The sequence below is a fragment of the Luteimonas fraxinea genome, assembly GCF_021233355.1.
Lineage (GTDB): Bacteria > Pseudomonadota > Gammaproteobacteria > Xanthomonadales > Xanthomonadaceae > Luteimonas > Luteimonas fraxinea.
In genome coordinates this window covers 2447806-2474421 of sequence record NZ_CP089507.1, presented here as the reverse complement: position 1 = coordinate 2474421, position 26616 = coordinate 2447806, and the positions used below count along the sequence as shown (strand labels likewise).

Here is a 26616-nt window from a genome sequence, read left to right as displayed (position 1 = left end):
GTGCCCGGCCGCCGTCATCCGATGGCGGCCAGCCACATCCACATCTCGATGGCCGCACCGATCGCGGCGCAGACCAGCACCGCGACCGCGATCAACGCGCCGCGTGCCGGGCTGCGTCCGGTGCGCTCGTAGGCCCAGCAGTACAGGGCGATGAAGACCGCGAGACCGACGATTGGAGAGAGCAGGAAGACGGTGGTCATCGTCCCCGACATCAGGCCTGCGAGACTCGCGATCACCATCGAGAACAGTCCCACCAGCATCAGCTTGCGACGCGAGGGCGCGGGGTGTACCACCGCGTCGCTCGGCGGCGTCGTGGTCGCCGATGTCTCCGGCGTATCGCGGATCACCGCGGCGTCCGCAGCACTGGGCAGTTCGGGATCGATCCGCGGCGTGTTGGCGACGAACAGTTGCGCGGTGACGAAAGAACCCACGCCCAGCGTGACGATGCAGGAACTGCAGGTCGTCGTCGTCGAGCCGCCACCGGCGGCCGACAGACCATCGTGACGCGCGGTGGGATCGAACTGGGACGGCAGTCGGTACATCGCGCACTCCATATCGGACCGCATCCAGCGGATGGGGTGTGCAGATACTAGCGGGGCGATGCGGTGCCGGCACCGGGGGATGCATCGATCCACGGCAGCACCAGCGGCGACGGCGCGCGCATGCCAGGGCGACACGCTGGACACCAAGGCAGCCGCACGACGCGTTCGCGGGTGCTGGCGAGCGTGGACAGGTCGAGGCTCACCGCGTGTTCGAGAAACGGCAGCAGGCTCGTCGCGTCACGCAGCACCGGCGCGATCAGGGCTGCGACCCGCGCCACGTCCTTGGCGACCGACGGGCGGTGCGGCATCGGCGGATCACCCCAGCGCCGGATCACGCGGTTGCCGAGGCAGTACACGCAGGCGGTGTCGCCGGGTACGACGTAGGGACCGACACCGAGCGTGCGATGGTAGGCGACATCGACGAACAGATGCGGCACCGCCGGCATCGCATCGCGGTACGTCGCGAGTGCATCCGACCACAACGCATCCGTGCGCACCACCAGTTGCACAGATGCAGCGTCCGCATCGACACGCGTCGCCCCGCTTGTATCGGACATCGCATCGAACGCCGCCTCCAGTGCAGGCATCGGCGTGCCGAGCCACGCGAGCGCGATGCGCGCAGGCGATGCGAGCGCACTCGGCGGCACCAGCACACCGAGCCGCACGAGCTGACGCACCGCGGCGCCGCAGGCAGCATCGTCGACCAGTGGCGCAAGCGCATCGGCCTGCCACGCCGCGACGATGCGGTCGATCGCGTCCACGCCCTGCGCCTCGTCGACGACGTACAGCGCATCCGCGCCGCCGGAGACCAGCAGCAGCGTGGCGTCGTCCTGTGACTGCGCGAACAGCGTCCACGCCGGGTTGTTGATCCAGCCGTGCCACCGGGCGATGTCGTGCTGCACCTTGCCTCCGGCTGCGTCGTGTCGAGGCCGCGAGGATAGCGGCTGGCGCGCGTGCCGATCTGCTAGCGTGGCGCCGTGCCCCCGACGCCCGACGCCGCCCACGACCTCCATCCCTGGCGCGAAGCCCTGATGTGGGCCTGCGGTCTCGGCACGTATTTCGTGGTCGGCTATTCGCTGACCAACCAGTGGGCGGCCGCGCAGCCCGCGCCGCATTCGCTGCATGGCTCTTGGGATGCGCGCGTGCCGTTCCTGGGCTGGACGATCTGGCCCTACCTCAGTCTCAACCTGCTCTACCCCTGCGCGTTCTTCGCGTTCGAACACGTGCGCGCCCTGCGCGTGCACGCGGCGCGCATCGCGCTGGTGCAGACCATCTGCTTCCTCGTCTTCCGGCTCTGGCCGACGGCCGCGGTGCGCGACGCGCCCGACGTATCCGGCGTCAGCGGCGCGCTGTTCGAGCAGCTGCGTGCATTCGAGCAGCCGGTGAACATGGCGCCGTCGCTGCATGCGGCGGTCCTCGTGCTGGTGTGGCGCGCGGGTAGCGTCGCGCTCCGCCCACACCGTGCAGCGCGAATGCTCTGGCACGCGTGGTGCGCCCTGATCCTGCTGTCGACATTGACGACCTGGCAGCACGACATCGCCGATGCCGTCGCCGGCACCCTGCTCGGCGCGCTGGCGCTGTGGATCGTGCCGATGCGCGCCGCACGCTGAGCGCGCGGCGCGTCGTCGATCAGTCCTGCAGCGCGCGCAGCGTCACTGAAGGCGGTGCATCCAGCACCTTGCGCGTCGCCCACAGGCCGGCCAGCAAGGTCATCAGCACGCCGATGCCACCGCCAACCGCGGCCAGCGCCCAGTTCGGCGTCCACGGCAGGTCGAACACCTGCACCGCGATCACGCCGGCCAGTACCGAGGCCGCAATCGATGCCACCAGTCCCGCGAGCAGGCCGATCGCCGCGAACTCCGATGCCTGCGCCAGTCGCAGCTGCGCCCGCTTGCCGCCGAGCACGCGCATCACGCCGCCTTCGAGCAGGCGCTCGTCCTGGCTGGCGCTCACCGCCGCCAGCAGCACCAGCACGCCGGCGGCGAGCGAGAACCAGAACACCACCTGCACCACCGTCGACACCTGGTCGGCGGTGCTGCGCACCTGGGTCAGCACCGCGTCGATGTCGACCACCGACAGGTTCGGGAACTGCTGCACCAGATCGGCGGTGAAGCGCGGCGTATCCGGCGGCACGCGGACCGCGGTGATGTGGCTGGCGGGATACGCATCCAGCGCGCCGGGGGAGGCGACGACGAAGAAGTTCGGCCGGAAGCTCTCCCATTCGATGCTGCGGAAGCTGGTGATCGGCGCTTCGAAACGCTGGCCGGCGATGTCGAAGACGATGCGGTCGCCGAGCTGCCAGCCGAGATCCTTCGCGAAACCTTCCTCGACCGAGATCTCCGGCGTCGCCGGCGCGGTGTCACCCCAGAACGTGCCTGCAGTGACCCGGTTGTCGTCGCGCAGATCGCTCTGCATCGACAGGTTGAATTCGCGTTCTGCACGACGCTGCGCCTGGCGGTCCTGCGCTTCGTCGCCGCTGCGGCCGGCGTAGTCCTCACCGCGCACAGGTTCGCCGTTCCGTTCGACCAGACGCGCGCGGATCATCGGGAACAGCGCCGGCGCATCGACGCCCTGATCGGCGATGAAGGCGCGCACCGGATCGAGCTGGTCCGGCTGCACATTGATGATGAAGCGGTTCGGCGCGTCCTGGCCGATCGCGAGCTGCCAGCGGTCGAGCAGATCGGTGCGCACGAAGGTCAGCAGCAGCAGCGCCATCAGGCCGAGGCCGAGCGCGGTGACCTGCGCGACGCTGGTGCCCGCGCGCCGGCTCACGTTGGCCAGGCCGTAACGCAGGCTACCGCGCAGCCGCGTGCGCAGCGCGCGCACCAGCAAAATCAGACCCCAGGCCAGCAGTGCGAGCACGGCGAACGTCGCCGCGATACCCGCGAGCATCGCGCCACCGAGCGTCGCCGAGCCGGCCTTCCACCACAGCAGCGCGGCGAGACCGACGAACCCGGCGCCGCCGACCAGCCATGCGCTCGGCTCGAAACCACCCAGATCACGCCGCAGCACGCGCAGCGCCGGCACGCGGCGCAGTGCGAGCACCGGCGGCGCGCCGAACGCCATCAGCACGACGAGGCCGACGCCGTAACCCTGCAACGCCGGCATCAGCCCCGCCGACGGAATCGACAGGCCCAGCAACGATTCCAGCCAGCGGCCGATGCCCCACTGCAGACCGAAGGCGATGACGACGCCCAGCGTGCAGGCGATCACGCCAAGCAGCAGCAGTTCGCCGACATGGATGCCGACCAGCGTGCGCTGCTGCGCGCCCATGCAGCGCATCACCGCGACGGAGGTCAGATGCCGCGCCGAATGCTGGCGCGCGGCCATCGCCACGGCGACCGCGGCGAGGATCACCGACACCAGCGCAGCAAGGCCGAGGAAGCGGCCGGCGCGATCGAGCGAGGAGCGCACTTCCGGCCGCGCGTCGCCGATGGTTTCCACTCGCTGGCCGCGGCCGATGTTCGCGCGCGCGACCGTGGCGAAGCCATCGACGGCGTTCGCGTCACCAGCGATCACCAGGCGATAGCGGATGCGACTGCCCGGCTGGATCAGGCCCGTCGCCTCGAGATCGGACAGGTGCAGGAAGACCTTCGGCGCGACGTTGAAGTAATCGATCGACGCATCCGGCTCCTGCAGCACCAGCGCGGTCAGGCGGAAACTGCGGTCGCCGAGGAACACGGTGTCGCCGACCGACGCGCCCAGCGTGTCGGCGCCGGCGCGGCTCATCCACGCGGTGCCGGGTTCGGGCACAGCCTCGGCGTCGCGTTCGACGCCGTCGGCGCCGGCGATGCGGAAACTGCCGCGCAGCGGGAAACCATCACCGAGCGCGCGCACGTCGCCCAGTTGCAGATTCGCGGTGTCGCCCGCGCCGACGCGGATCATGCTGTCGAGTTCGATCGTGTCGACGGCTTCGAGACCCGCGGCATTGGACGCCTCGCGGATCGCACCTTCGATCGGCGCGTCGCCGCGCACAACCGCATCGCCGCCGAGCAGACGGTTGGCTTCGATCGCCAGCGCGCGTTCGGCGCGATCGGTGACGAAGCCCACTGCAGTCACCGCGACGACCGCGAGTACCAATGCGGCGAACAGGATGCGGATGTCGCCGGACTTGAAATCGCGGCGCAGCTGGCGCCACGCGAGCGCGGCGGTCCTCATGCGGTCATCGCCTCGTCGGCGACCAGACGACCGCTGTCGATGCGCAGGCGGCGCTTGCAGCGCTGCGCCAGATGGTCGTCGTGGGTGACCAGCACCAGCGTGGTGCCGGCGTCGGCGTTGAGCGCGAACAGCAGTTCGATGATCGACTGGCCGGTCGCGGTGTCGAGGTTGCCGGTGGGTTCGTCGGCGAACAGCAGCGACGGCCGGGTCACGAACGCGCGCGCCAGTGCCACGCGCTGCTGCTCGCCGCCGGAGAGCTGACGCGGGTAATGGCCGAGGCGCTCGGCCAAGCCCACGCGCGCGAGCACGTCGCGCGCCGGACCTTCCACTTCGCGATCGCCGCGCAACTCGAGCGGCAGCATCACGTTCTCCAGCGCAGTCAGTGACGGCAGCAGCTGGAAGCTCTGGAACACGAAGCCGACCTTCTCGCCGCGCACCTTCGCGCGGCCGTCCTCGTCGAGCGTCGAGATCGGCGCGCCGTCTAGCACGACGGTGCCGGTACTCGGCGTATCCAGACCGGCAAGCAACGACAGCAGCGTGCTCTTGCCCGAACCCGACGCGCCGACGATCGCCACCGTGTCGCCGTGGCCGATGCGGAACGCGACGTCCTGCAGGATGGTCAGCTCGCCCGACGGCAGTGCGACCCGCTTGCCCAGTTCCGTGACGTCGAGTGCATGACCGGCGCGTTCGGTTTCATCTTGCGTGGGGGTGCCGTCGTGCATAGATATCCTTCGATGTTTCGAACCAGCGCCGCGCACGTCGCCAAGCAGCGGCGTCGCCGGACCGACCGGAGATGTGGGAATGATTGAGGGAACTGCGGCCGCGCGCCGCCGGATGCAAGCGCGGTGGATGCGCTGGATGTTGGCGTGCCTGCTGGCCCTGCCAGTTCTAGCACATGCGCAGTCGGCGGCACCTGCAGCGCAGCCCGGTGGCGCGGCAAAGACCATTCTGGTCATGGGTGATTCACTCTCCGCGGGCTACGGCATGTCCGCTGGCGAAGGCTGGGTGTCGCAGCTGCAGCAGCGCCTGCAGCGCGATGCGCCCGGCTGGCGCGTGGTCAACGCGAGCATCTCCGGCGAGACCAGTGCCGGCGGAGCGTCGCGGATTTCCGAAACAGTGGTCCGCGAGCAGCCCGACATCGTGATCATCGCGCTCGGTGCCAACGACGGCCTGCGCGGCCTGCCGCTGGCGGACGCGCGTCGCAACCTCGCGCGGATGATCGGTGCGTCCCAGCACGTGGGCGCCAAGGTGCTCTTGGTCGGCATGCGCATGCCGCCGAACCTCGGCGCCGATTACACGCGCGGCTTCGAGGACAACTACCGCCTGCTGGCGAAGACCTTCGACACCGCGTTGCTGCCGTTCCTGCTCGAACCGATCGCCAGCGATCGCGGGAATTTCCAGGACGACAACCTGCACCCGACCGCCGCAGTGCAGGGGCAGCTGCTCGATCATGTGTGGCCCGCGCTGCAGCCGCTACTGGACTGAACAGGCGCGTCCCGGACGTCATCCGCAGCGCCGCAAATGTAAGGATCGCGTGATGCATCCAGCGGGCCTTCCAGTCGCGTAGAGAGGGGTGAATCCGTCGCAATGTGCGGCGGGTCACCTCACCGTCTCCGGACGATTTCTGAGAAAACACCATGAAGCGCACTCTGCTCGCCACGATGCTGCTCGCCTCGATCGCCGCCCTCACTGCATGCCAGAAGGACGCCGCCACCGATTCCACCGCTGCCACGATGCCGCCGCCGGCCGAAGCCCCGGTTACAGCACCGCCGGTCGCCACGGCCACGGATCCGGCGATGTCCGCCGAAGCCGACGCCACCGCGCAGACCGACAACCCGATGGTCGGCGGTGCGCCGATGTTCGCCGACCGCGACATCGTCACCAATGCCGCGACCTCGAAGGACCACACCACGCTCGTCGCCGCGGTCCAGGCCGCCGGTCTCGCCGACACGCTGAAGGGCCCGGGTCCGTTCACCGTGTTCGCGCCGACCAACGCTGCGTTCGAAAAGCTTCCGGCCGGTGCCGTCGACGGCCTGCTGAAGCCGGAAATGAAGTCCGACCTGACCAAGGTGCTGACCTATCACGTGGTGCCGGGCAACATCGACGCCGCCGCACTGGTGCAGCAGATCCAGGCCGGTGGCGGTACCGCCAAGCTCAAGACCGTGGAGGGCGCCGAGCTGACCGCGAGGCTGGATGGCCAGACCGTCACGCTGACCGACGCCAAGGGCGACGTGGCCCGTGTGACCACGGCCGACGTGCGTCAGAGCAATGGCGTGATCCACGTGATCGACACGGTGCTGATGCCGTAACGGCGCAGGCACCGATTGCGAAACGGTCGACCCGTTTTGCAGACACGAAGAAGGCGGCCCGAGGGCCGCCTTTTTTTGTCGCGCGCGCCATGATGGCGCAGCTGCCCCGGAAAGCATCTGCACGATCCAATGAGCCGATGCAGAGCGGCGGAGGCGTATCCCCGCTTTCCAGCCGGTGGACCGCGTCAGGAGAATTTAAGAAGAGGCTGAACATCACCATCGTCGGTTCGATCTGCTTACTCGGCTTGACCGGCAGCTACGCCCACCTCACCGCAGCCGAGCACGTACTGCGGACACGTCAGGATCTCGCATACGGACAGCTCGAAGCCGAACGAACTTTGCGTCAGCACCTAGGATGCCGAGCGAACGTGTCGGCGCTCTGCGGTTTAGCTCCGAGCGTTACGGGTGGGATGTCTTGATGTCCCCATCGACTTAGGACCACTTGCCAACTCGCCAAGGGATGGTCTACCGGCTATCCAACTGGCTGCACCAGCTCGTACAGATGGTGTGCAGGAGATATCTACATCCTTGTTAGAGCGCATTTCTCGAACGGCTGGTCGCCCGTTTCTAGCTGTACACCTCAGAGCTGAAAATTCTCTGGATGCGAGCGCACATAGTTCGCAACAGAAGAATCAAAATCCTCAAGGGCCCAGACAGCTCGGTCGCAGTCGTGCCAAGGATCTTCGCCATTGTCGTTGCTCAAACTCTTGATCAAAGCCTCTCTCGCTGAGAGGCTTTCTGGAACTTCGCCACGAGGGAAAAATTGCTTTGATCTCACGCAAGCATCAGCTGCAATAGCTGCTCCAACCTCCCGGAAGGCGCGTTCAATATCATCGATACGCACTGGAGATTCGTAGAGGTAGGAAAATCCACCATTGTCTATTGCTCCTTTTGCCCACCAAGCAATTACAACTGCTTGCTCAGGCCAAGGCAGGCAGTGCACGCCCCTGTCGGCTCGCGCTGCAACACCGCTCAGATAGATTTTTTCAACAAAATCGAAATCAGACAATTGGGGGGCCATCGTAATCGGGTCCGTCCTCTGGCATGGGAAGCAGAATACTGCAGAACAGGCAAATCATCGGTACTCGAAAAAGCCCTCCACCGCCTCGCAAGTGTTCCAAGTAATTCTTAATATCTGGCTGCTGGGACGCCTTAACCTCGTCCACACATTGTTGCGCCTGCTGTGCTGTCATCTTCGAAGGATCAATGTTATTTCGCCTAATGAAATCATCGACATAAGTTCCTACGGCTTGATTGTAAGAGCGATGGCCCCGGTCGTAATAGTGCGTCACCTTGCCGGTAGTCGACCTCTGAAAAACACGTCTCGCTTCAGGCGGGAAGTTGTAACGATTATAGATCTGGCGAGGAACGTAGTGATGCCCTTGAAGTCCAAAGGGGTCGAAGAACGAGATCGGATCGGCACCAACATAAGAGTACGTGCTGATTCCTCCTGCCAACCCAGTTGGATCGCTTTGCGAGTATCTACCAACCATCGGATCGTAGTCACGAAAATAGTTGTAGTTGAGTCCAGAGGCAGCATCATGCCGCTGCCCTGGAAAACGCTTATCAAGCACGAAGACGCCGCCGTCACCGTCCGGGTCTTGATGGGGAGGGCTGTTGCCAAAAGCCTCACTCGCGAGATCCCAGCGCCAAACCGGAACATTACGGGCCGGTTCGATCACCACTCGCGGAGTCCCCAAATGGTCTGGTTGCACATAGTGAAGGCGACCACTGGCGGCGGCGCCGCCGACCAACAACCCCACTGGGGCATCATCTAGCCATATGGCTTGCTGCAGCGGCGTTGCTGCAATGTCGTAATCACCTAGCCAGTGGCCAGCTTCATCATAAACACTTGTGATGTCTTCCAAGCCAAGATAGCTGCGGACCCGTTCGCCCCTGCCGTTATAGCTGTACTGGCGCCGCTGGCTCCCGTTCTGCGCGACGCTGACTAGCCGATTGGCTGCGTTGTAGGTGAAGGTTCTCCCCATACCATCTGTAACAGTGCTGCCGGCGACATCGTACGTGCGCGGCACCCCGGCAACAGACGCCAAAAGATGGCTGTCGGCAGCATATGCGTACGCCTGAATGCCGCTGGAGCTTGCGAACGTGGTCCGATTGCCAGTAGCGTCGTAGGCATATTGCTCTATCAGGGTTTGGGTTTCCCCGTCGCGGAAAGCAGTCAGTCGGCCCAAGGGATCATAATCAAACTGGACGCGTGGCGGGTCCGTGAGCGCGGCCGACCGGAGATGTGACAACTGACCAACCGCATCGTAGCTAAATCCAAGATCCATACCTCCTGCGGCAGTGTCCTGGATCGACGCTGCTCGATAATCGAGGTCATGGCTTCTGGAAAGCGTACGACCGTTGCCATATGTCCAGCCCGCCGAAGGGCCGAACGGATAATAACTTGCGTCGGTAAGTAGTATCTCGCGCACCCCTCCCGGGGACGTCGCCGCCACCTCCGTTATGCGGCCCTGCTCGTCGCGCACATAATCTGCTACCGTCCCGTCGGGGTAGGTAAGCTGACGGAGCCGGTTTGCCTTGTCATACGCATAGCGCACTACGAAAGTTTGGCCGTTGGTGACCTGCACCTTGCGCACGACATTGCCGAAGCGGTCGTAACAGTACTGGGTGCCGCCGGTGACGTCGATCACCGCCGTCATACGGCCAACTGAATGGCCTTCCCCGGCAGCACAGTCAGGCTGCACGGCGTCATAGACATAGACGATGTCGAGTTCAGGTGCGCCCGTGTAGGCAACGCGCGTCAGGCGATTGAGTGCGTCGTAGGTGTAACTGCTGGCTTGTCCTCGCGCGTCTAGCTGCCCGATCCGATTGCCTGAACTGTCATACAAATAAGTCGTGGTGCCAGTGTCTGGGCTCTCAAGAGACCGTAGATTCCCGAACGCGTTGAAGGTGTACCTTGTTTCTAGTCCTTTTGGGTCTGTTACTTTGGTCAGATTATCGAATGCGTCGTACTCAAAATCCGTAGCCGCGTCGATTCCACCGACGTCCTGCAGTGCAGACTTTAGGCGGTTCAAACCGTCGTAGGTGTTGGCCGTCTGCCGTCCTAGCGGGTCGGTGATCGTTAGCGAATTTCCGTTGGGGTCGTACGTGACGTCGGTCGGGTTGTCTCCGGAATCAGCCTGCGTGACGAGTTGCCCCAACTGGTTGAAAACACGCGAAAGCGTCCTTCGTAGAGTGCCACTGCTATCATTGATATCTTCAGCCACACGGTTACCGGCATTATCCAGCGTGTAGGCGATGGTGTTGCCGGCGTTGTCTCGGATGGCGGTCAGGCGGTGCGCGGCATCGTAGTCGTACTCGGTGTAAGCACCGTTTGGATGGGTGACGCGCTGAACCATGCCTGTGGGCCAGTAGGCGATCTGGGTGCTCCGGTCATCGTTACCGGCGCCCTGCACATGGCTTGCGGTGAGCCAGCCGCGAGGGTGGTACTCAAAATTGGTAATCACGCCGTTGATATCTTTGACCGAGAGTTGCCGACCTGCCTCGTCGTAGGTTAGTACTTCTCTGGCCTGGCCAAGCGCGTTCGTTACACGCCACAGATCACCCCTTCGGTAAGAGCAAGCAGAAGGCGTTGTGGAGCAGGCCGGGGCATCACTCGAGTAGTACATAAAGGAAGTGATGTCTGATATGTCAGTCCGCGGCCCATCGATTGTTCTGAGCAAGCCTTCGATCGGGCAGGAGCTCCCCGGCGTCGAAACATCTGCGGCCTCACAATAGGCATAGGCCGTCGTGCGGGATTCATTCGAGCCTCGGTCCGTCGTCGTAATTGAGATGGGCTGGAAGCGGGTGTTGTACGTATAACGCTGCTCACGATCGCCCAAAGAACTAACTAGTAAGCGATTGCTGGCAAGGTCAGTGTGCTCCTCAATGATCCGCTGCTCGGGCAGACCGAATGCTTCTGTTACGGCATGGACGCTCGCTGGGCGAGCAGTTGCGGCGTCAACTATTTCCCCATAGGTGTGAACTGACTCAGTTCCTTTTCGGTCAGTAACACTTCTAAGCCGACGCCGGAAGTCTGTAGAACGGTCATAGTATTGGTAATTAATCGATCCCGCGCTGTCAGTGACCGAGGAGACCTTCGGGGTGCCACCACCCGCATCAGTCATGACGTACGTCGTCAACTCGCCTAGCGAATCGATAACCGCGGTGCCCGTTTGTGAGTAAGTGAGGGAGACACCCGCTACACCCCCGGCATGTTGACTCGATGTTACGCGTCCTTCGGAATCGTAAGCGTACATGCCATAACGCAGGCCATTCTCAGCGGTGATGCCGGTTAAATGTCTCTTAAAACGGGGATCTTCATAATGGTAGACCCGGGATGTACCATCCGGAAAGATTACCGATTCAAGTATGCCATCATTGTAACTGTATTCTGCCAGCTGAACTCCGTTAGTTGAGATGCCTACAATCAGAGCATCAGCTGAATTTCCCAGATAATTAAATTGGATCGAGCGCCCTTGCAGTGACGAGATCCTTTCCAGCCTCTTATACTCGTCGTAAGAGTAAAGAAGTGCGCTGCCGTCAGCCTGAACGCGAGAATTCAGGCGTCCAGTCTCATCGAAGCTGTAAGTTCCATCTCCGCGACCGAGAATCCAATGGAGCCCGTTCTTAACAATTCGCTCCCCGCTGCCGTTGGTAGAGATAAAATCATCACCAGCCTTTTGGAACTGCGCCGTATACCCAGTGCTCTCGATCAGACCAATCTGGGCAGATTCAATCGCCAATCGCATTCCGTGCGTATGCAGCCAACCTGCTCCAAAACCACCGGTCGAATACGCCACGCCTGAGCGGTAGGTGCGGGATAGGTCTACCCAATCCAGCTCAAAGTCTTCTTCGTTCTGAACTTTTTCACCCGTCTTTACGTCGCATGGATTTCCTACAAGACCTGAAGATGCCCCTTGTGTAGGACATTCGCTGACTGTTGTTACTATGCTAGCAACTGCCCATTCATTCACGCATGCGCCGTAAGAATTCATCCAAAACGTGTAGAGAGGCGGTGAAGGGCATTCGTTCTTCCGCAAGCGGTCCAGTTCTGTGTGAATTACTTCTGCGCCGCAATCGTCTCCCCAAAAATAAGTAAGGCTGTACGGCCGTACTTGGCGCTCTCCGCCAATATCACCGTTGTCCCAGGTCGCTTCCCATCCACCAGTGAAAACGGCAGTTGGTACTGCGCAATGCGGAAATTGGAGTTTGTGATCGCTATTTGCTCTTGAAGCGCGTCAGCTTCGTTATCAAAATATTGATCAGCCATCGGGTATCGCCACTCTAGATCGGTGGGCTGATCTAGGCCGAGCCAGTACACGATTCGAACTTTTCCATCCTCTGTGTGAATTGTCTCCTTAATTTCACGGGCATAAGAAAATATATCCGAGAAAAATTCGAACGGCCCGGGAATTTCCCGAATTGCAGATTCCGCTTCTGCTTGGGTTTTGTATTCTCCTATGAGCCTATTCTCGTAGTCATAGACGGTGAATACCTGGTCGCTCTCTTGGGCGGACAGCGTTGGAGAGGCGATCGCAGCTAAGCCTGCGATAAAATTGGCGATCGAATTGCGAATTCTGCGGCGACCAGTTGCGTTCATAGGTTCTAGTGTCCTTCTCAGCAGTAGACGCATCGGGCGGAGCGCAGCGCGTGCCTCAGGTCAGGCTGAGAGAGTGGATACCCGATAGGAATCGGGAAATCCCCAGCAGCCTTGTAGGATTTTCCTGCTGATGTTCCGCGATCGGCTCTACAAGCGGGTGCGATGATGCTGCAGACGCCCTCCCGAGAGGATGCTGTGTTCTCAGAGGAGGGCCTATGAGCCAAGACAATGATCGATGGGGAGATCTGGACGCTGCTATGGAGGTCCCGACGGACTTAGCAGTGCACATCATGAGGAAGCGAGGGGAGCTACCTGCGTCGGTTGGATACGCCACGACGGTCAGCTTGTCATGGTCGCGGCCGATGGGTCGCTTGAGAAGGTTCCAGCATCAGCCAGCGAAAACTACCTCTGGAGTTCAGGGGTCTGTTGGTCCCAAGCCCTAGTGAGAAAGTTTTCTAGAATTCGTTTCAGCGAGCCTAGATCTTTCAGTTCACATTCCCACAGCACGAGAGTGTTCCATCCAGTGTTGCGCAACTGCTCGAGCGCCCGCGCATCGCGAACCTTGTTCCGCGCAATCTTTGCGAACCAATAGTCAGCGTTGGTTTTCGGTTGGCGATTACCTCTGGCACAGTCATGCCCGTGCCAGAAACAGCCATTCACGAAGATCACTTTCTTGCGGGCGGGAAAGACCAGATCAGGTGAGCCCGGCAGGTCCTTCCGGTGCAGGCGGAAACGAAATCCCAGCGCGTGGGCAAGCCGTCGAACTATCAGCTCTGGCTGCGTGTCTTTCGATCGCACCGCCCGCATGGTGCGCGAACGAAGCTCATCGCCCGTCATCCCTCAAACTCGATCCTCAAGCTCGGATCGCTCTCCACAGCGGTGACAATCCGATTGTATCGCTCAATGATGTCCTGGACCGCTGTAGGTCGGGCATCTCGTTCGAAGACGCTCCACTCGTAGACATTGGTGGCGATGAACTGCTCGATCTCGATTACGTCGAGGCGCTCGTCAACACCAGCCTGCTTTGACAAGGCCTTGGCCCCGCCTACACCGTCCTCAGTAGTGACAATCAAAGGACGCAGCCCCGTCGACAGATTTCCTTGGCACTTGCGGATCAGCGCCTCGCCTGGTGCTGTCGTGAAATGTCCAAATCACTCCCGCAACCCTCGAAACAATCTTCAGCAACCGAGATGTTGAAGTCCGGGACCTCACAGAGGTGGAAGCGCCTCCCGAAGGGCTGCACTGACGACGCACATAAATTGCACGTACAATCAATAACTTAGCTTCCATTTCCCTTTGCGTGTTGAGACACTCGGGGTGTAGAGGCGGACCGTACATTCCGGACTCTGCCAATGCGGTCGTTGAAGTGATGCCGGCGGTATGTCGGTGTTACGCCAGCCAGGCCGCGCTCCCGCTCCTCAACTCGTTAAGGACAGAGCCTATCGATTAGTCGCCCGAGTGACCTGCGTTTCCACCTGGGCAGAAAGCACGAAGCCTAGACCCCTGGCCGGGGATCTAGGCTTCTTGTGGCTCGCAGCTTGAGACCCTGCGCAGCCATAGTGCCCCCTCCCAAACCCCTTGTCAACACGCCCGAAGGGCGTGCACGGGAGGGGCTTGCCCGGACATTCCTATCGCCGCAGCCGCGGAGGGCAGCGTTCGCCCCCCCGGCCGGCACTTCCGGACCAATCCTATGACTCAGCACTACCTTCGGAGCGCGGCATACCGCGACTTCTCCATCCATTCGATCTACGCGATGTCAGATGATGAGATCCATGCGATGTTCGCCCGCCTGCGCTGGGGCAACAACACCCACCAAGCCTGCCCCGCCTGTGGGGCTTGGGCAGAGCACTACCGACGGCCTGCCCGCCAGCAGTGGCGCTGCCGGGACTGTAGCCGCGACTTTTCGGTGACCTCGGCCACGGCTTTTTCCAGCAGGAAGAAGTCCCTACGCAGCATTCTCCTGGCCACCTTCTATTACGTCACAGGCGTCAAGGGGCTCGCGGGGCTGGGGCTAAGCCGCATGGGCGACTACTCAAACAAGGCTGCTCACGTCACCCTTGGAAAGCTGCGAGAAGCGATCTTTCGGACCCAGGATTTCACGCCCCTGACCGGTATCGTCGAAATCGACGGAGGCTACTTTGGCGGGAAACCTCGAAAGCCCAACCGTCGCGGTCGGCGCAACCATCAGGTAATTGTCGACCGTATCGCGGGGCGACCTCCAAAGCGTCCATGGCATGCCAGTGGCATGACCCGGGCGAACTGGGAGAAGCGGAGGAACAAGCGCGTAGTGATGATCTTTCGGCAGCAAGGACGGCCAGGAGAGGGCGCAGTGCGGAGTATTGCCGCCGTAGCTCGATCGGAGAACGACAAGGATGCCGCCAAGCTGATCGCACGGTATGTCAGCCCCGACGCCATCATCATGACCGACGAGAGCCCCGCATATGCAACCGTTTCGGCGACCCATACCCACTATGCCGTCAGACACAGCAGAGAGTACGTAAGCGCTGATGGCGTCAATGAGAACCAGGCTGAATCGTTTTTCAGCCGGCTCAGGCGTTGGGAATACGGCGTTTCACACGGTGTGCGGCCGGCATACTTGGCCGATTACGCGAACGAAATGGCGTGGCGTGAGGATGTGCGAAGGTTTTCAATCAGAACCCAAGTGGAACTGCTCTTGGAGAAGGCGCTCACCGTGGGGCATTCCCGCTGGTGGCGCGGGTACTACCAAGGCAAGCGGCGAGGGACTGAGATCCTCATGAATCAAGGTATCCCCCCGTCATCCGGAACGGGTGCGAGCGCCCAGTAACCTTCGATATTAGTGCTCGGACTGTTCCGCCGGACCACCCGTCCGGCGGAACAGTGGGCCTGGAGGCACTTTCGCACCCGCAACCTCAACTCCGCATACCGAACGTCGTTGTCCACCGCATTGCTTTGGGACGCGACGAACAGCAGGACTTCGGTCGTGGACCGCCAGTCCCCTGCGGCCTCTCTTAGACAGGCCAGCACGTTGCGGCTGATGTGGCCACGCTGCAGCAGCAGACCCTCGTTTGACATTCTGACCGGCCTGATAACCTCAGGCGGCACGCAGATATCGTGCAGACCAAGAATGCGGTCCAAAGCCTCTAGGTCCCGGCGGGTGGCTTCGGCGCTCCGTTCCAAGTCTGCGGCGCGCTGGCGCGTTGCCGCCGCCTTCTTGGTGATCTGGGAGATATGGCCGGCGAGGCGCGCGCGCTTATCGACAAGCCATTTCAGTGAGGATGGGGTCCGGGTTTCCATGACTCCAACGTAGCACCGGCAACTACCTGATTTCCTTGGGCAGGTGCGCCATCATGGCGGTCGCGCGATCGTCTCGGGTCAGCGGGACGGCGCGGCGGTGCCATCCGACGCACGCAGCAGCGGATACGGGTTGAGCGGTGTCCCGGTCCACCACTGTTTTTCCGGCGTCAGCTGGAAGATCGCGAAGTGCAGATGCGGCGCGGCAGGATCGGCGTTGCCGGTGCTGCCGACGGTGCCCAGCACGTCGCCGCGCTTCACCGTCGCACCCTCCGCCAGGCCGGGCGCGTACGCCTGCAGATGCGCGTAGTAGTACGAAAATTGCCCGCTGGGCTCGAACTGGTAGATCGTCAGTCCGCCGCGATCACTGGTGAACAGCTTCTCGATCGTGCCGTCGGCCACCGCGAGAACCGGTGTGCCGGTCGGCGCCATGATGTCCAGCGCTTCGTGCTGGCGCTCGCTGCCGCGTGCATCGCCGAAGGTGTCGTGGATGTCGGTGATGGCGATGCCCTGTACCGGCAGCAACAGACCTTCAGGCGCCTGTGCATCCACGATAGGTGTGGCGGCCAGCTGTGCTGTCGGCGGGGACGCGGCCGGCGTGTCGATCACCGCTACAGTGACCGGCGGAGATGTGACCCCGGCAGCCGCCCCGCGAGAAACCGTCTGCGAAGACGGCACCTCGACCACTTCATCCGCCTGGCTCGCGCCCCGCTCGAACAGCGGCCCGCCCTGCCAGAAGAACCACGCGACATTGGCCAGCAGCAGCACCGCAATCAACGCGATCCAGGTTCCCGGCCGTTTCATGGCTTACTCCTCGAGCAGCGCGACGGTGCCCGGCTTGACCACATCGGCAACGCGACGCGCGCTCCAATTGGTCATGCGGATGCAGCCGTGCGACTGGGTCTTGCCGATGTTCTGCGGCTCGGGCGTGCCGTGGATGCCGTAATGCGGCTTGGACAGATCGATCCACACCGTGCCAACCGGATTGTTCGGGCCGGCCGGCAGCGCGGCCTTCGCGTGCGAGGGATCGGCATCCCAGAACAGGTCCGGGTTGTAGTGGAAGGTCGGGTCGGTCGCGACACCTTCGATCTTCCACTCGCCGATTGGCAGCGGATCGCGCTCGGTGCCCGTCGACGCGGGGAACTGCGCGTAGACCTTGCCGCCGGCATCGACCAGACGTACGACCGAATCAGACTTGCTCACCACCACGCGCGCGGGCTCGGCCAGTGGCGCCGCCTCGGCGACGTTCGGGACGACGATGCGCGTACCGGCTTTGAAGTCGCTGCCGGGATTGAGCCGGCGCAGCAGCGCGGGCGACGCATGGAAGCGTTCGCCGAGGGCTTCGACGATGGTCTCGAAGCCCAAGGCGTCCTGCTTCGACTGCGCCATCATGTCGTCGGGCACCGCGACGAACGGACCGGCGACATCTTCGGCCGTCAATGTATGCGCGAGCAGCGCGGGCGCAGCGTCAGCGGTCAACGCGTCCCAGGTGCGCGCATCGAGCGTGCCGTTCGCCTCGATGCCACTGAAACGCTGGAATGCGGCGATCGCGCGCGTGGTGTTGGTGCCGCCGCGCGCGTCGATCTCGCCGGGGGAGAAATGCACGCGATCGAGCAGCACCTGCGTGCGCAGCATCGCCGCATCGCCGGCGTCCATGTCCGCCGCATTGACCGATTCAGCCGTCAGCGCCTCGGATGCATCGGCGCTCTGCACAGTGTCGTCGCGTGCGGGGGCGTCCTGCGCGATTACGGGCGCTGCGACCAGCAGCATGGCGAATGCGCAGACAGGCGCGCGGGCAGTGCGGATCCAGTGGGCGGGCATGGCGTCGTTCCTTGGGCTCGATACGCCGCATGCTCCCGGCGCGCGCGCGCCAACCGTGTGAAGCCGCGCGCGGACCGTTCAGCGTGCCGGGCAGCGCAACAGCTTCGAGTCGCGCCGCCATGACGGATCGTCGGCGTAGACGAACAGCAACTGGCCGTCCTTGAGATCGTCGATCACCGCCTGGGTCACTTCATCGCGCACGGCGGGACACCCCCAGCTGCGCCCGAGCCGGCCCTGCCGACGCGCCTGTTCCGGATCCACGTAATCGGCGCCGTGCATGACGATCAACCGCTCGCGCGCACGGCCGTTGATGCCGGGCTCCAGTCCATCCATGCGCAGCGAATACCCGTTCTGCCCGGTGTAGGTTTCGGCCGTCGAGAACAGGCCGAGGCTCGACTGGTAGCTGCCTTCGACATCGGAGAACACGGTGGGCACGTTGTCGCCGCTGCCGCGGCCATGCGCGACATGCTCGGCGTGCAGCAGGCGCCCGGTCTGCATATCGAAGATCCACATGCGGACGTCGGTCGATGGACGCGAGTAGTCGATGACCGCGAGCCGGCGTCCGACCTCGTGATCCCGCGCAGCGCATGCGCGCGCATCGAGCGCGAGCGACAGCACGTCGCGATCGAGCGCCGGCGCGGCGGCGGACAGGGTGTCGAGCGTGGCGTCGGCAGCCTGCAGCATCGATGACGTCGCCAGCAGCGACAGGAACAGCAGTGTGCGGGCGACGATCGTATGCATGCAGGCAAGCGTATCGCTGCGGCGTCGCAGCCGCACTATTTGCCCAGTCAGCACGCTTTTCCCTCTGCCAAGGGGCGCCCACAAAAGAGACGGAAAAAAAACCGGGTCTGCAGGCCCTGAACCGCTGCAACGCCTTGATTGCCGGTTAAGCCCACCCGGCGCATGATCGAATTCCAGTCATCCATCCTGCGCGCACCGCCCGCAGTCGGGAGTACCCGCGATGCATCGCCGATCCCTGCCCCTGTTGCTCGCCGCCGCGCTGATCGCCCTTGCGATGCCGGCGCTTGCCGGCAACGACGTCACCGATCCGGAACTGCCACGCAGCCTGAACGGCGACAGTCCGGTCGCGGTGCAGTGGACCGATCCCGAGGCTTTCTCCGATATCCGCCTCAGTGGCAATCGCTGGGAAGCCCGCCGCGGTGACTGGGTCGAGCAGATTGCCCGTTACGTGCGCCAGCGCGCGGAGCGCGAACTGCCGGCTGGCAGCACGCTCGACGTGACCATCCGCGACATCCGCCGCGCCGGCATGTACGAGCCGTGGAACGGTCCGCGCTTCGACCACGTGCGCATCATCAAGGACCACTATCCGCCGCGGATCGATCTCGACTTCGTACTGCGCGATTCCAGCGGCGCCGTGATCGCCGAAGGCCCGCGCGAGTTGCGCGACATGGGCTTCCTCAACCGCGCGGGCTCGGCGATGAACAGTGATGCGCTGCGTTACGAGAAGCAGCTGATCGACGACTGGCTGCGACGCGATCTGCGACCTGCGATCGCGCAGCGCTGAGGGTCGGTGGACTCGAAGAAGCCGCGCGATTGCGCGGCTTTTTTGTTGCGTCCACATAAACCCGTTCCGGTTGATGAGGATGTGCTCCACTTAAACTCCGGGCGCCTCACGATCGGACAGCCGTCGTCACGATCGCCGCACGTGCGGACATGTCAACCGAGGTTCGCGAGTCTTCTTTACCCGTTCTGGATTTGGCTCCAGCACTCACTCTGGCCGCTTTCTCTTCTGCTTTGGCTTTGGCTTCGGCTCTGGCTTCTCGCCTTTGACTTGAATCGAGCCGTAGAGCGAGCCGAGCATCGCAGGGCGACGGGGTCGAAGAGCAGCCCATGTCTGAGCGCAGCGAGTTTGGGCTGCGTGCCCCGTCGTCCGAGAAGCGCAGGGGACCGCCGCAGCTGTATCGCGGCGGATCGCGTCCGGCGAAGACGGTTTTGCTTACTTTTGCCGAGACAAAAGTAAGCCGCGCGACAGCGCGGAAGCCCTGTCTTTGATCTTCGCTCCTGCGGTTGATTCATTAGTCTTCGCCCGGGACCTCGAAGTCGCAAAGCGACGAGCGAAGAAGCTGAAGCAAGTGCAGGGCTTTCGCCCGCTGCGCGTGCGAGTTCCTTTTTGACGGGCCAAAAAGGGAACCAAAAACCCCCTTCGCCGGACGCGAGCCGATGCGATGGAGCCGCATCGGTCCCCTGTGCTCCTCGCCTGATGCGGCACGCAGCCCAAACTCGCTGCGCTCAGACATGGGCTGCTCTTCGGCCACGCCAGGCTCCGGTGCTCGGCTCGCTCTACGGCTCGATTCCAGTCAAAACCTGGAAGCCAAAGCCAGAGCAAGACCAAAACCAAAGCCCAGCAAGAGCAGGAGCAGGAGCACTGTCGTAGAAGACAGGTAGAACCCAGAAAAGCCCTTTCAAGTCCGCATAAAGAGAAAGGCCACGTGCGAACACGTGGCCTTCCCGATCCGGATCAACCGGCGTGTGATGTCACCACGCCGGCGTCGGGCCCCAATGCGTCCGCACCGGAGGCCGCGCTGTCTCAACGCACGACGTTGAGGAAGTGGATGTGGCGCTGATACTGGTCGAGCACGTCGTGGATCAGCTCGTCCTTGCGCCAGCCCATCACGTCGTAATCCTGACCGCCTTCGCGCAGGTGGACCTCTCCGCGATAGAAGCGGTCGGTCTCCTTCCGGCGACGGCGCGGATCTTCGAACATGAAGCTCGGCGGCTCGTACGGCACCGGGCGCACGGAGTAGAAGAAATCCATCTCTTCGCCATGGCCGACCTGCAGCCAGATGCGGCCGTCCTCCCCTTCTTCGACCGCGACATCGAGGTTCTGCTTGCGCAGCTCCGCGGCCACGTCCTCGAATGCCGGCTTGACCTGTGTCTGCAGGAACGCGAGCACTTCCTTCTGCATCGGGTGATGGGCGAGCGAGCGCAGGCGCGCCTTCCAGTCGCCGCCGCCGCCGATGCCGACCGGTGCAATGCGCGCATCGCGGAGGCTGTCGCGCTTGACCACTTCCAGACGCATCGCCCGCACCATGCCCCAGCACATCAGGATCATGACCACCGTGAACGGCAGCGCGGATGCGATCGTCGCCGCCTGCAGCGCGGCCAGGCCACCGGCCAGCAGCAGTGCGATCGCGACGATGCCCTCGGCCAGCGCCCAGAAGATGCGCTGCCAAACAGGCGATTCCTCCTCGCCCTTCGTCGTGAGCATGTCGATCACCAGCGAGCCGGAGTCGGACGACGTCACGAAGAAGATCACCACCAGCGCGGTCGCCAGACCCGAGGTGATCGTCGAGAACGGCAGGTTCTCGAGGAACTGGAAGATCGCGACCGAACTGTCGGCCGCCACTGCATCGACCAGCTGCGTCGCACCATCGACCATGACCATATGCAGCGCGGTGTTGCCGTAGATCGTCATCCACAGGAAGGTGAAGCCCAGCGGCACCAGCAGCACGCCGACGACGAACTCGCGGATCGTGCGGCCACGCGAGATGCGCGCGATGAACATGCCGACGAACGGGGACCAGGCGATCCACCAGCCCCAGTAGAACAGCGTCCAGCCGCCCAGCCAGGTGCCACGGGATTCGTAGGCGTACAGGTTGAACGTCATCGCGAAGACGTTCGAGATGTACATGCCGGTGTTCTGCACGAAGGTCTGCATCAGATAGACCGTCGGTCCGGCGATCAGCACGAAGGCCAGCAGCGCCACCGCCATGATCATGTTGAGTTCGGACAGACGACGCACGCCCTTGTCCAGACCGCTGACGACAGAACCCGTCGCGATCAGCGTGATCACGCTGATCAGGATCACCTGTGTCGTCGTGCCGACCGGCGTGTCGAACAGGTAGTTAAGACCGGTGTTGATCTGGATCACGCCCAGGCCCAGCGACGTGGCGAGGCCGAAGATCGTGCCGAGCACCGCGAACGTGTCGACCGCGTGGCCGATCGGGCCGTAGATACGATCACCGATCAGCGGATACAGCGACGAGCGGATACGCAGCGGCAGACCGTGGCGATACGCGAAGTACGCCAGCGACAGCGCGACCACCGCGTAGATCGCCCACGCGTGGATGCCCCAGTGGAAGAACGTGATGCGCATCGCCTGTCGCGCAGCGGCAACCGTCTGCGCATCGCCGACCGGCGGTTCGGCGTAATGCATGATCGGTTCGGCAACACCGAAGAACATCAGGCCGATGCCCATGCCGGCCGCGAACAGCATCGCGAACCAGGTCGCGTAGCTGTAATCGGGACTGCTGTGGTCAGGGCCGAGTTTCAGGCGACCGAAGCCGCTGATCGCGATGCCGACGATGAAGACCAGGAAGCCGGCGACCGTGAGCACGGTGAACCAGCCTGCCTCGTCGGCGACCCAGGTCTTGGCGTGGCCGAACATCGTCTCCATCGCCTCGGGCGCGACGAACGACATCACGATCAAGGCCAGCACGATCAGCGCCGATGGATAAAACACGGGACCGAGAATGCGCGAGTGCCAGCGTTCTGGCGGCGCGACCGGATCGGTATCCGGGCGCACGGTGGGATCGTTCATGGAAAGTCCTCAGGGCAGGACGCGACAGCGCGGCCACAGGGTGAGCCAGGTGCTGCCGCGTCCAGGTGAAACCGCCGGCGACCGGCGGCCGTATCGATGCGGCCGGGCAGCGCGCCCGGCCGTAAATCAGAAGTAGAAGCCGATGTTGACGTTGAGGCGCGAGTGCCAGCCGTCGTTGGCCGGATCGCGCACGCCGATGCCGGGGCCGCCGGCGAACCACATGTTCTTGCCTGCGATCCAGTCGACGTAGGTCAGCATCACGCCCTTACCGAAGCTGCAGCCGGTGACGTTCTGGATCGAATCGCGCAGTCCGGGATCGTTGCCGACCGGCAGCGTCGCGCTGGCGTTGTTGTAGCAAGTGATGCTGTCGAACCAGCCGGTGCGCTGCACGTCATAGGCGACGTTGAACGTCGGCACGTCGGCCTGCGATGCGATCTCGAACGGGAACATGAAAGCCGACATCGCGATGCGCGATTCCGGATTGTCGTAGCGGTAGCGCGCCCACTGCGCCTGCAGCGTCAGCGGACCGCGCACCCACTGCCCGTGCACGGCAGCGCCGGTGTGGTCGTGCTTGCCACCATCGAAGCGGTTCTCGATGCGACCGGCGAAGGCCGATGCGCCCCAGGTGGTTTCCCAACCGTCGGCTTCACTGGTGTGCTCGTAACGCACGATGCCGCGTTCGCGCTCGCGGTAGGGCAGATCCTCGGTCGTCGCGACATCGAAGGAATAGCGGTCGAAGTTCGCGCCGGTGCCGTACTCGTCGCCCGAGAATACACCCGCGTTCCACTGGTGCGCGCCAGACTGGCGCTGCCACACCACGCCGAGGTCGTAATCGTCCTCGAGGCCGAGGTAGTAGCCCGAACCGAACCAGAAACTGTGCGAGGCGGTGGGCAGCAGACCAAACGGGACCTGCTGGATACCGGCGCGGATGTCGGACGTGGCGCCATCGCTGCCGTCTTCGAGTTTCCAGCCCGCGTAAGCGTGGTGCACGGCGTCGAATCCGTCGTACCAGCGGTATTGCAGCGAGAAGAACGCCGGACCGGCGTTGCCGCGTGCATCGACCCGGAGGAGTTCGAGCTCGGGACCGCTGCTGGGCCCGTAATCGAGCCACCCGTAATTGAAGCGGACCGCGCCGCCGAGTTCGAAACCGGGTGTCTCGTCGGCACTTTCTTCAGCCGACACGGCGGGCGCCGCAGCCACGAAAACACCACACAACAACCACTTGAAACCGCGCGAAATCACGACGGGTCTGCCCTCCTCGATAAATTCGTAAACGCAATGCAGACCGGCCATCTTAACGATTTCTGCACGAACCCCCAAATGCACGAAATTTCAGAACTGCAGAAAACGGCTTGAAAACAGGGGTTTTCACGCGTCCATGAGTATGCAACGCGCACGCGCCTCCATTCGCCGGACGGAATATCTGCAGGCGTAGGCACGGCGGAGAGAAAAATGTGATGGCCGGGCGCAAAGCCCGATGCATGCGTCGCCACATGCGCCCGCTATGATTCATGAACGGCGATGATGCCGATGTGCAGGCCCGTTCATGACTGTCTACGTCGACGATGCGGTCCATCCCTGGCGCGGCGAGCGCTGGGCGCATCTGCTCGCCGACACACTCGACGAACTGCACGCCTTCGCGGCCCTGCTCGGCATGTCGCGGCGCGCGTTCCAGGACCGCACCAGCGGCGCGCATTACGACGTGACCGCGGCGATGCGCGCGCGTGCGATCACGCTGGGTGCGATGCCGATCTCGCGTCACCACGATCGTGCGCTCGTGCGCGCGGTGATCGCGAATGCGCGCCGGCAGGGACGCGGCGAGGCACCGTAGGTGAAGCCTGCACGCGCCGGCGGTATCCTGCGCGCAGTCTCCACACTGCATTCCGACGCCATGACCGATACGCCGCCCGACCATCTCTCCAACGATCCGCGCAGCCAGCACTACAACGAGGCGGCGATGAATCGCGGCATCGGGATCCGCTTCAACGGCAACGAGCGGCGTGACGTCGAGGAATACTGCGTCAGCGAAGGCTGGATCCGCGTCGCCGCCGGCCGTGCGCTCGATCGCCGGGGCCAGCCGCTGACGGTCAAGCTGCGTGGCACCGTGGAACCCTACTTCCATCTGGAAGCCTGACCCGCCCATCCGAGGACGCGCCCGATGCAGTACCTGCTGCTGATCTACACCGACGACACACTGCTCGACGGTCTGGCCGAGGGCGAATACGACACGATGATGCGCGGTTGCCTGCAGCACGCCGATGCGTTGCAGGCCGAGGGCACGCTGCTCGGGTTCCAGCAGCTCGAACATGCGACCACCGCCAAGACCGTGCGTACGCGCGGCGGTCGTACGCAGGTGTTCGACGGTCCGTTCTCCGAAACCAAGGAAATGCTGGCCGGCTTCAACCTGATCGAAGCCGACAGCGAGGAAGACGCATTGCGCATCGCGGGCGAGTTCCCGTGGGCGCGCACCGGCAGCATCGAAGTGCGCCCGGTGCGCGATGTCGGTCTGGTACGCACGCGCGTCGGCGCCTGAGCACTACCGCCGCGTGCCGGATCAGATCTGCACGCGGTTGCGGCCGGACGCTTTCGCCACATAAAGCGCGCGATCGGCCACTTCGATCAGCGCATTCGCTTCGCGCGTGTCGTCCGGCCCCGACACCACGCCGCCGACACTGACCGTCACCACCTGCGCCAGTGACGATGCCGGATGCGGCAGCGCCAGCGCTTCGATACCGCCGCGCAACGCTTCCGCAGCGCTCCATGCCAGACCCGCGTCGTGGCCGGGCAGCAGCACCGCGAATTCTTCGCCGCCGAAGCGCGCCGCCAGTCCATCGGCGTCTGCTGCCGCAGCCGCGCACACACCCGCGATCGCGCGCAGGCATTCGTCGCCGTGCAGATGTCCGAGCGCGTCGTTGAGCGCCTTGAAGTAGTCGGCGTCGGCCAGCAACAGCACCATCGGCTGACCCGCAGCACGCAGTCGCCGCAGCATCGCGTCCAGCGCCTGGTCGAACGCGCGCCGGTTCGCGATGCCGGTCAGGCCATCCACCATCGACATCTGCTGCAGCCGCGCATTCGCGTCTTCCAGCGCCGCGGCGATGCGCGCGAAGTGGATCGCGCCCGCGATCTGGTCGGCGATCGCGTCGAAGGCGTCACGCATGTCGTCGTCGAAGAACACGGCATCGGCACTTTCGATATTCAGCACGCCGTGCAGGCGCGCTCGGTGGCGGATCGGCACCAGATACTCCGAACGCACCTCGCAGTTGCCGGCGAGGTAGTCGGTATCGGTGTCGACGTCGACGATCAGCTGCGGTTCGCCCAGTCGTGCGCAGCGCCCTGCAGCGCCGACGCTGAGCGGCCACGGCCAGGTCATCGGCGACAGATCGAACGTGCCGGCCGAGACTTCCTGCACGAAGGCCTCGCCGGCCTCGTCGAGCAGGATGATGCTGACGACCGCGACCGGCAGCTCCGCGGCGACGACATCTACGATCCGCTGCATCACCCCGTCGAGCGCACCGTCCTGCAGGGCCTCGCGTGAGACGCGCGCGAGGATGCGCTGCAGCGACGCGCGGCCGCCCGCACCGGCATGCCCGGCTCCTGCTCCTGCGTCGCGCTCCCCCATCGCGTCCTCCCGGCCTATGGCCCGGGCGGCGAACCGCCCACGCGCACTGTACGCCGGTCGATCGTGAGGCCGGCGTCGGTCAGCCGCCGCGTGCTTCGGCGACGATCTGGTCGGTGATCGCCTGCACCTGCTTGACCGTCATCGGCGCGAAGATGCCCTGCCACGCGCTCGACGCGGTGTCGTAGGTCCGCGTCGCCGCGACCTTGCCGCCGGGCACTTCGATGAACTGCGCGCTGGCCTTGATGTGCGCATTGCCGGTCATCACGCCGAGGCCGTAGCGCGCTCCGGTGGAGACGTAGCGGAAGCTGTCGACACGCACCGCCACGACCACACCCGGCGGGTCCAGCGACGCCGGCCGGCTGTCGCGCACGCTGCCCTGGATGCCGGCCGCGGTGGCGGACGTGCGGATCGCGTCGTTCCACAGGGCGCGGAAATCCGCCCAGTCCTCCTGCGCCCGAGCGGTATCGCTGCCTTCGACGACCAGCACGACCTGGCGCACATCGCCATTGATCGCGACCGGATCGACAGGCGCGGCCGTAGGTCGCTGCACCGTCGCCGCGCATGCGGACAGCAGTGCGGCTGCGCCGAGCAGGGCTAGGGCACGGAAGATGCGCGGCAAGCGTGCCGCGGAGGGATTCACAGGGGTGCGGATGTGCATGGCAAGGCCTCGTCGGATGGCTGGCATCGCGCGACCCCGGACCACTCCCCCTGCGCAGCGTCCGGTGCGC

The 26616-nt window shown here is 63.9% G+C and carries 24 protein-coding genes and 1 pseudogene; 8 read left to right on the top strand and 17 right to left on the bottom strand.

Going from position 1 to position 26616, the window contains the following annotated elements:
- Positions 1-14: 14 nt before the first annotated feature.
- Positions 15-542: a hypothetical protein gene (locus LU699_RS11085; RefSeq protein ID WP_232137456.1), complete on the bottom strand. Its 528-nt coding sequence runs from the start codon at positions 540-542 to the stop codon at positions 15-17.
- A gap of 47 nt (positions 543-589) precedes the next feature.
- On the bottom strand, positions 590-1444 hold the full coding sequence (locus LU699_RS11080; protein WP_232137459.1) for a hypothetical protein: 855 nt from the start codon (positions 1442-1444) through the stop codon (positions 590-592).
- Between the two features lie 75 nt (positions 1445-1519).
- Between LU699_RS11080 and LU699_RS11075 the strand changes: the two genes are divergently transcribed.
- Positions 1520-2152 carry a phosphatase PAP2 family protein gene (locus LU699_RS11075; RefSeq protein WP_232137461.1) on the top strand — a complete coding sequence of 211 codons (633 nt, stop codon included), beginning with the start codon at positions 1520-1522 and terminating at the stop codon, positions 2150-2152.
- 19 nt (positions 2153-2171) lie between these two features.
- On the opposite strand, the gene LU699_RS11070 is transcribed toward LU699_RS11075, so the two are convergent.
- A complete protein-coding gene (locus LU699_RS11070) occupies positions 2172-4700 on the bottom strand; it encodes an ABC transporter permease (protein WP_232580168.1) in 2529 nt (842 codons plus the stop codon).
- Positions 4697-5422: an ABC transporter ATP-binding protein gene (locus LU699_RS11065; protein WP_232137463.1), complete on the bottom strand. Its 726-nt coding sequence runs from the start codon at positions 5420-5422 to the stop codon at positions 4697-4699. Before LU699_RS11065 ends, LU699_RS11070 begins: the two co-directional genes overlap by 4 nt.
- 232 nt (positions 5423-5654) lie before the next feature.
- On the opposite strand from LU699_RS11065, the gene LU699_RS11060 reads away from it, so the two are divergent.
- Positions 5655-6185 carry an arylesterase gene (locus LU699_RS11060; RefSeq protein ID WP_232580167.1) on the top strand — a complete coding sequence of 177 codons (531 nt, stop codon included), beginning with the start codon at positions 5655-5657 and terminating at the stop codon, positions 6183-6185.
- 248 nt (positions 6186-6433) lie between these two features.
- Positions 6434-7009: a fasciclin domain-containing protein gene (locus LU699_RS11055; RefSeq protein WP_425491135.1), complete on the top strand. Its 576-nt coding sequence runs from the start codon at positions 6434-6436 to the stop codon at positions 7007-7009.
- A 580-nt stretch (positions 7010-7589) separates the two neighbouring features.
- On the opposite strand, the gene LU699_RS11050 is transcribed toward LU699_RS11055, so the two are convergent.
- The 5 genes and pseudogenes from LU699_RS11050 to LU699_RS11030 all read right to left on the bottom strand — a co-directional run.
- On the bottom strand, positions 7590-8030 hold the full coding sequence (locus LU699_RS11050) for a DMP19 family protein (protein ID WP_232137465.1): 441 nt from the start codon (positions 8028-8030) through the stop codon (positions 7590-7592).
- Positions 8011-12009, bottom strand: coding sequence for an RHS repeat-associated core domain-containing protein (locus LU699_RS11045; RefSeq protein WP_232580166.1), 3999 nt, complete (start codon positions 12007-12009; stop codon positions 8011-8013). Before LU699_RS11045 ends, LU699_RS11050 begins: the two co-directional genes overlap by 20 nt.
- Before the next feature lie 65 nt (positions 12010-12074).
- Positions 12075-12614: a hypothetical protein gene (locus LU699_RS11040; protein WP_232580165.1), complete on the bottom strand. Its 540-nt coding sequence runs from the start codon at positions 12612-12614 to the stop codon at positions 12075-12077.
- Between the two features lie 402 nt (positions 12615-13016).
- Positions 13017-13451, bottom strand: coding sequence for a very short patch repair endonuclease (locus LU699_RS11035; protein WP_232137468.1), 435 nt, complete (start codon positions 13449-13451; stop codon positions 13017-13019).
- Positions 13448-13747, bottom strand: a pseudogene (locus LU699_RS11030) (DUF4928 family protein); the annotation flags it as partial. The pseudogene LU699_RS11030 and the gene LU699_RS11035, both read right to left, overlap by 4 nt.
- A 557-nt stretch (positions 13748-14304) precedes the next feature.
- On the opposite strand from LU699_RS11030, the gene LU699_RS11025 reads away from it, so the two are divergent.
- Positions 14305-15420: an IS1595 family transposase gene (locus LU699_RS11025; protein WP_232137469.1), complete on the top strand. Its 1116-nt coding sequence runs from the start codon at positions 14305-14307 to the stop codon at positions 15418-15420.
- On the opposite strand, the gene LU699_RS11020 is transcribed toward LU699_RS11025, so the two are convergent.
- The 4 genes from LU699_RS11020 to LU699_RS11005 form a co-directional block, all read right to left on the bottom strand.
- Positions 15375-15890, bottom strand: a complete 516-nt coding sequence (locus tag LU699_RS11020) for a hypothetical protein (RefSeq protein WP_232137470.1) — start codon at positions 15888-15890, stop codon at positions 15375-15377. The genes LU699_RS11025 and LU699_RS11020 overlap by 46 nt on opposite strands.
- Before the next feature lie 78 nt (positions 15891-15968).
- The gene (locus LU699_RS11015; protein WP_232137472.1) at positions 15969-16691 is read right to left on the bottom strand and encodes a M23 family metallopeptidase; all 723 of its coding nucleotides are present in this window, start codon (positions 16689-16691) and stop codon (positions 15969-15971) included.
- Between the two features lie 3 nt (positions 16692-16694).
- Positions 16695-17657, bottom strand: a complete 963-nt coding sequence (locus tag LU699_RS11010; RefSeq protein WP_425491229.1) for a L,D-transpeptidase family protein — start codon at positions 17655-17657, stop codon at positions 16695-16697.
- 129 nt (positions 17658-17786) lie between these two features.
- Positions 17787-18449, bottom strand: coding sequence for a murein L,D-transpeptidase catalytic domain family protein (locus LU699_RS11005; protein WP_232137474.1), 663 nt, complete (start codon positions 18447-18449; stop codon positions 17787-17789).
- A gap of 220 nt (positions 18450-18669) precedes the next feature.
- Between LU699_RS11005 and LU699_RS11000 the strand changes: the two genes are divergently transcribed.
- Positions 18670-19233 carry a DUF3016 domain-containing protein gene (locus tag LU699_RS11000; RefSeq protein ID WP_232137476.1) on the top strand — a complete coding sequence of 188 codons (564 nt, stop codon included), beginning with the start codon at positions 18670-18672 and terminating at the stop codon, positions 19231-19233.
- 1023 nt (positions 19234-20256) lie between these two features.
- Here the strand turns inward: LU699_RS11000 and LU699_RS10995 are convergent.
- Both LU699_RS10995 and LU699_RS10990 read right to left on the bottom strand, forming a co-directional pair.
- Complete coding sequence (locus LU699_RS10995) at positions 20257-22269, bottom strand: BCCT family transporter (RefSeq protein ID WP_232580164.1); 2013 nt, start codon at positions 22267-22269, stop codon at positions 20257-20259.
- A 126-nt stretch (positions 22270-22395) separates the two neighbouring features.
- Positions 22396-23451, bottom strand: coding sequence for a porin (locus tag LU699_RS10990; protein ID WP_232137480.1), 1056 nt, complete (start codon positions 23449-23451; stop codon positions 22396-22398).
- A gap of 364 nt (positions 23452-23815) precedes the next feature.
- On the opposite strand from LU699_RS10990, the gene LU699_RS10985 reads away from it, so the two are divergent.
- The 3 genes from LU699_RS10985 to LU699_RS10975 are packed head-to-tail and all read left to right on the top strand — an operon-like array spanning position 23816 to position 24802.
- On the top strand, positions 23816-24100 hold the full coding sequence (locus LU699_RS10985; protein WP_232150218.1) for a DUF4031 domain-containing protein: 285 nt from the start codon (positions 23816-23818) through the stop codon (positions 24098-24100).
- 60 nt (positions 24101-24160) lie between these two features.
- The gene (locus LU699_RS10980) at positions 24161-24403 is read left to right on the top strand and encodes a DUF3297 family protein (RefSeq protein WP_232137483.1); all 243 of its coding nucleotides are present in this window, start codon (positions 24161-24163) and stop codon (positions 24401-24403) included.
- 24 nt (positions 24404-24427) lie between these two features.
- Positions 24428-24802 carry a YciI family protein gene (locus LU699_RS10975; protein ID WP_232137484.1) on the top strand — a complete coding sequence of 125 codons (375 nt, stop codon included), beginning with the start codon at positions 24428-24430 and terminating at the stop codon, positions 24800-24802.
- Between the two features lie 21 nt (positions 24803-24823).
- On the opposite strand, the gene LU699_RS10970 is transcribed toward LU699_RS10975, so the two are convergent.
- Both LU699_RS10970 and LU699_RS10965 read right to left on the bottom strand, forming a co-directional pair.
- A complete protein-coding gene (locus LU699_RS10970; protein ID WP_232137485.1) occupies positions 24824-25888 on the bottom strand; it encodes a sensor domain-containing diguanylate cyclase in 1065 nt (354 codons plus the stop codon).
- Positions 25889-25967: 79 nt separating this feature from the next.
- On the bottom strand, positions 25968-26546 hold the full coding sequence (locus LU699_RS10965; RefSeq protein ID WP_232137486.1) for a DUF4410 domain-containing protein: 579 nt from the start codon (positions 26544-26546) through the stop codon (positions 25968-25970).
- Between the last annotated feature and the right edge of the window lie 70 nt (positions 26547-26616).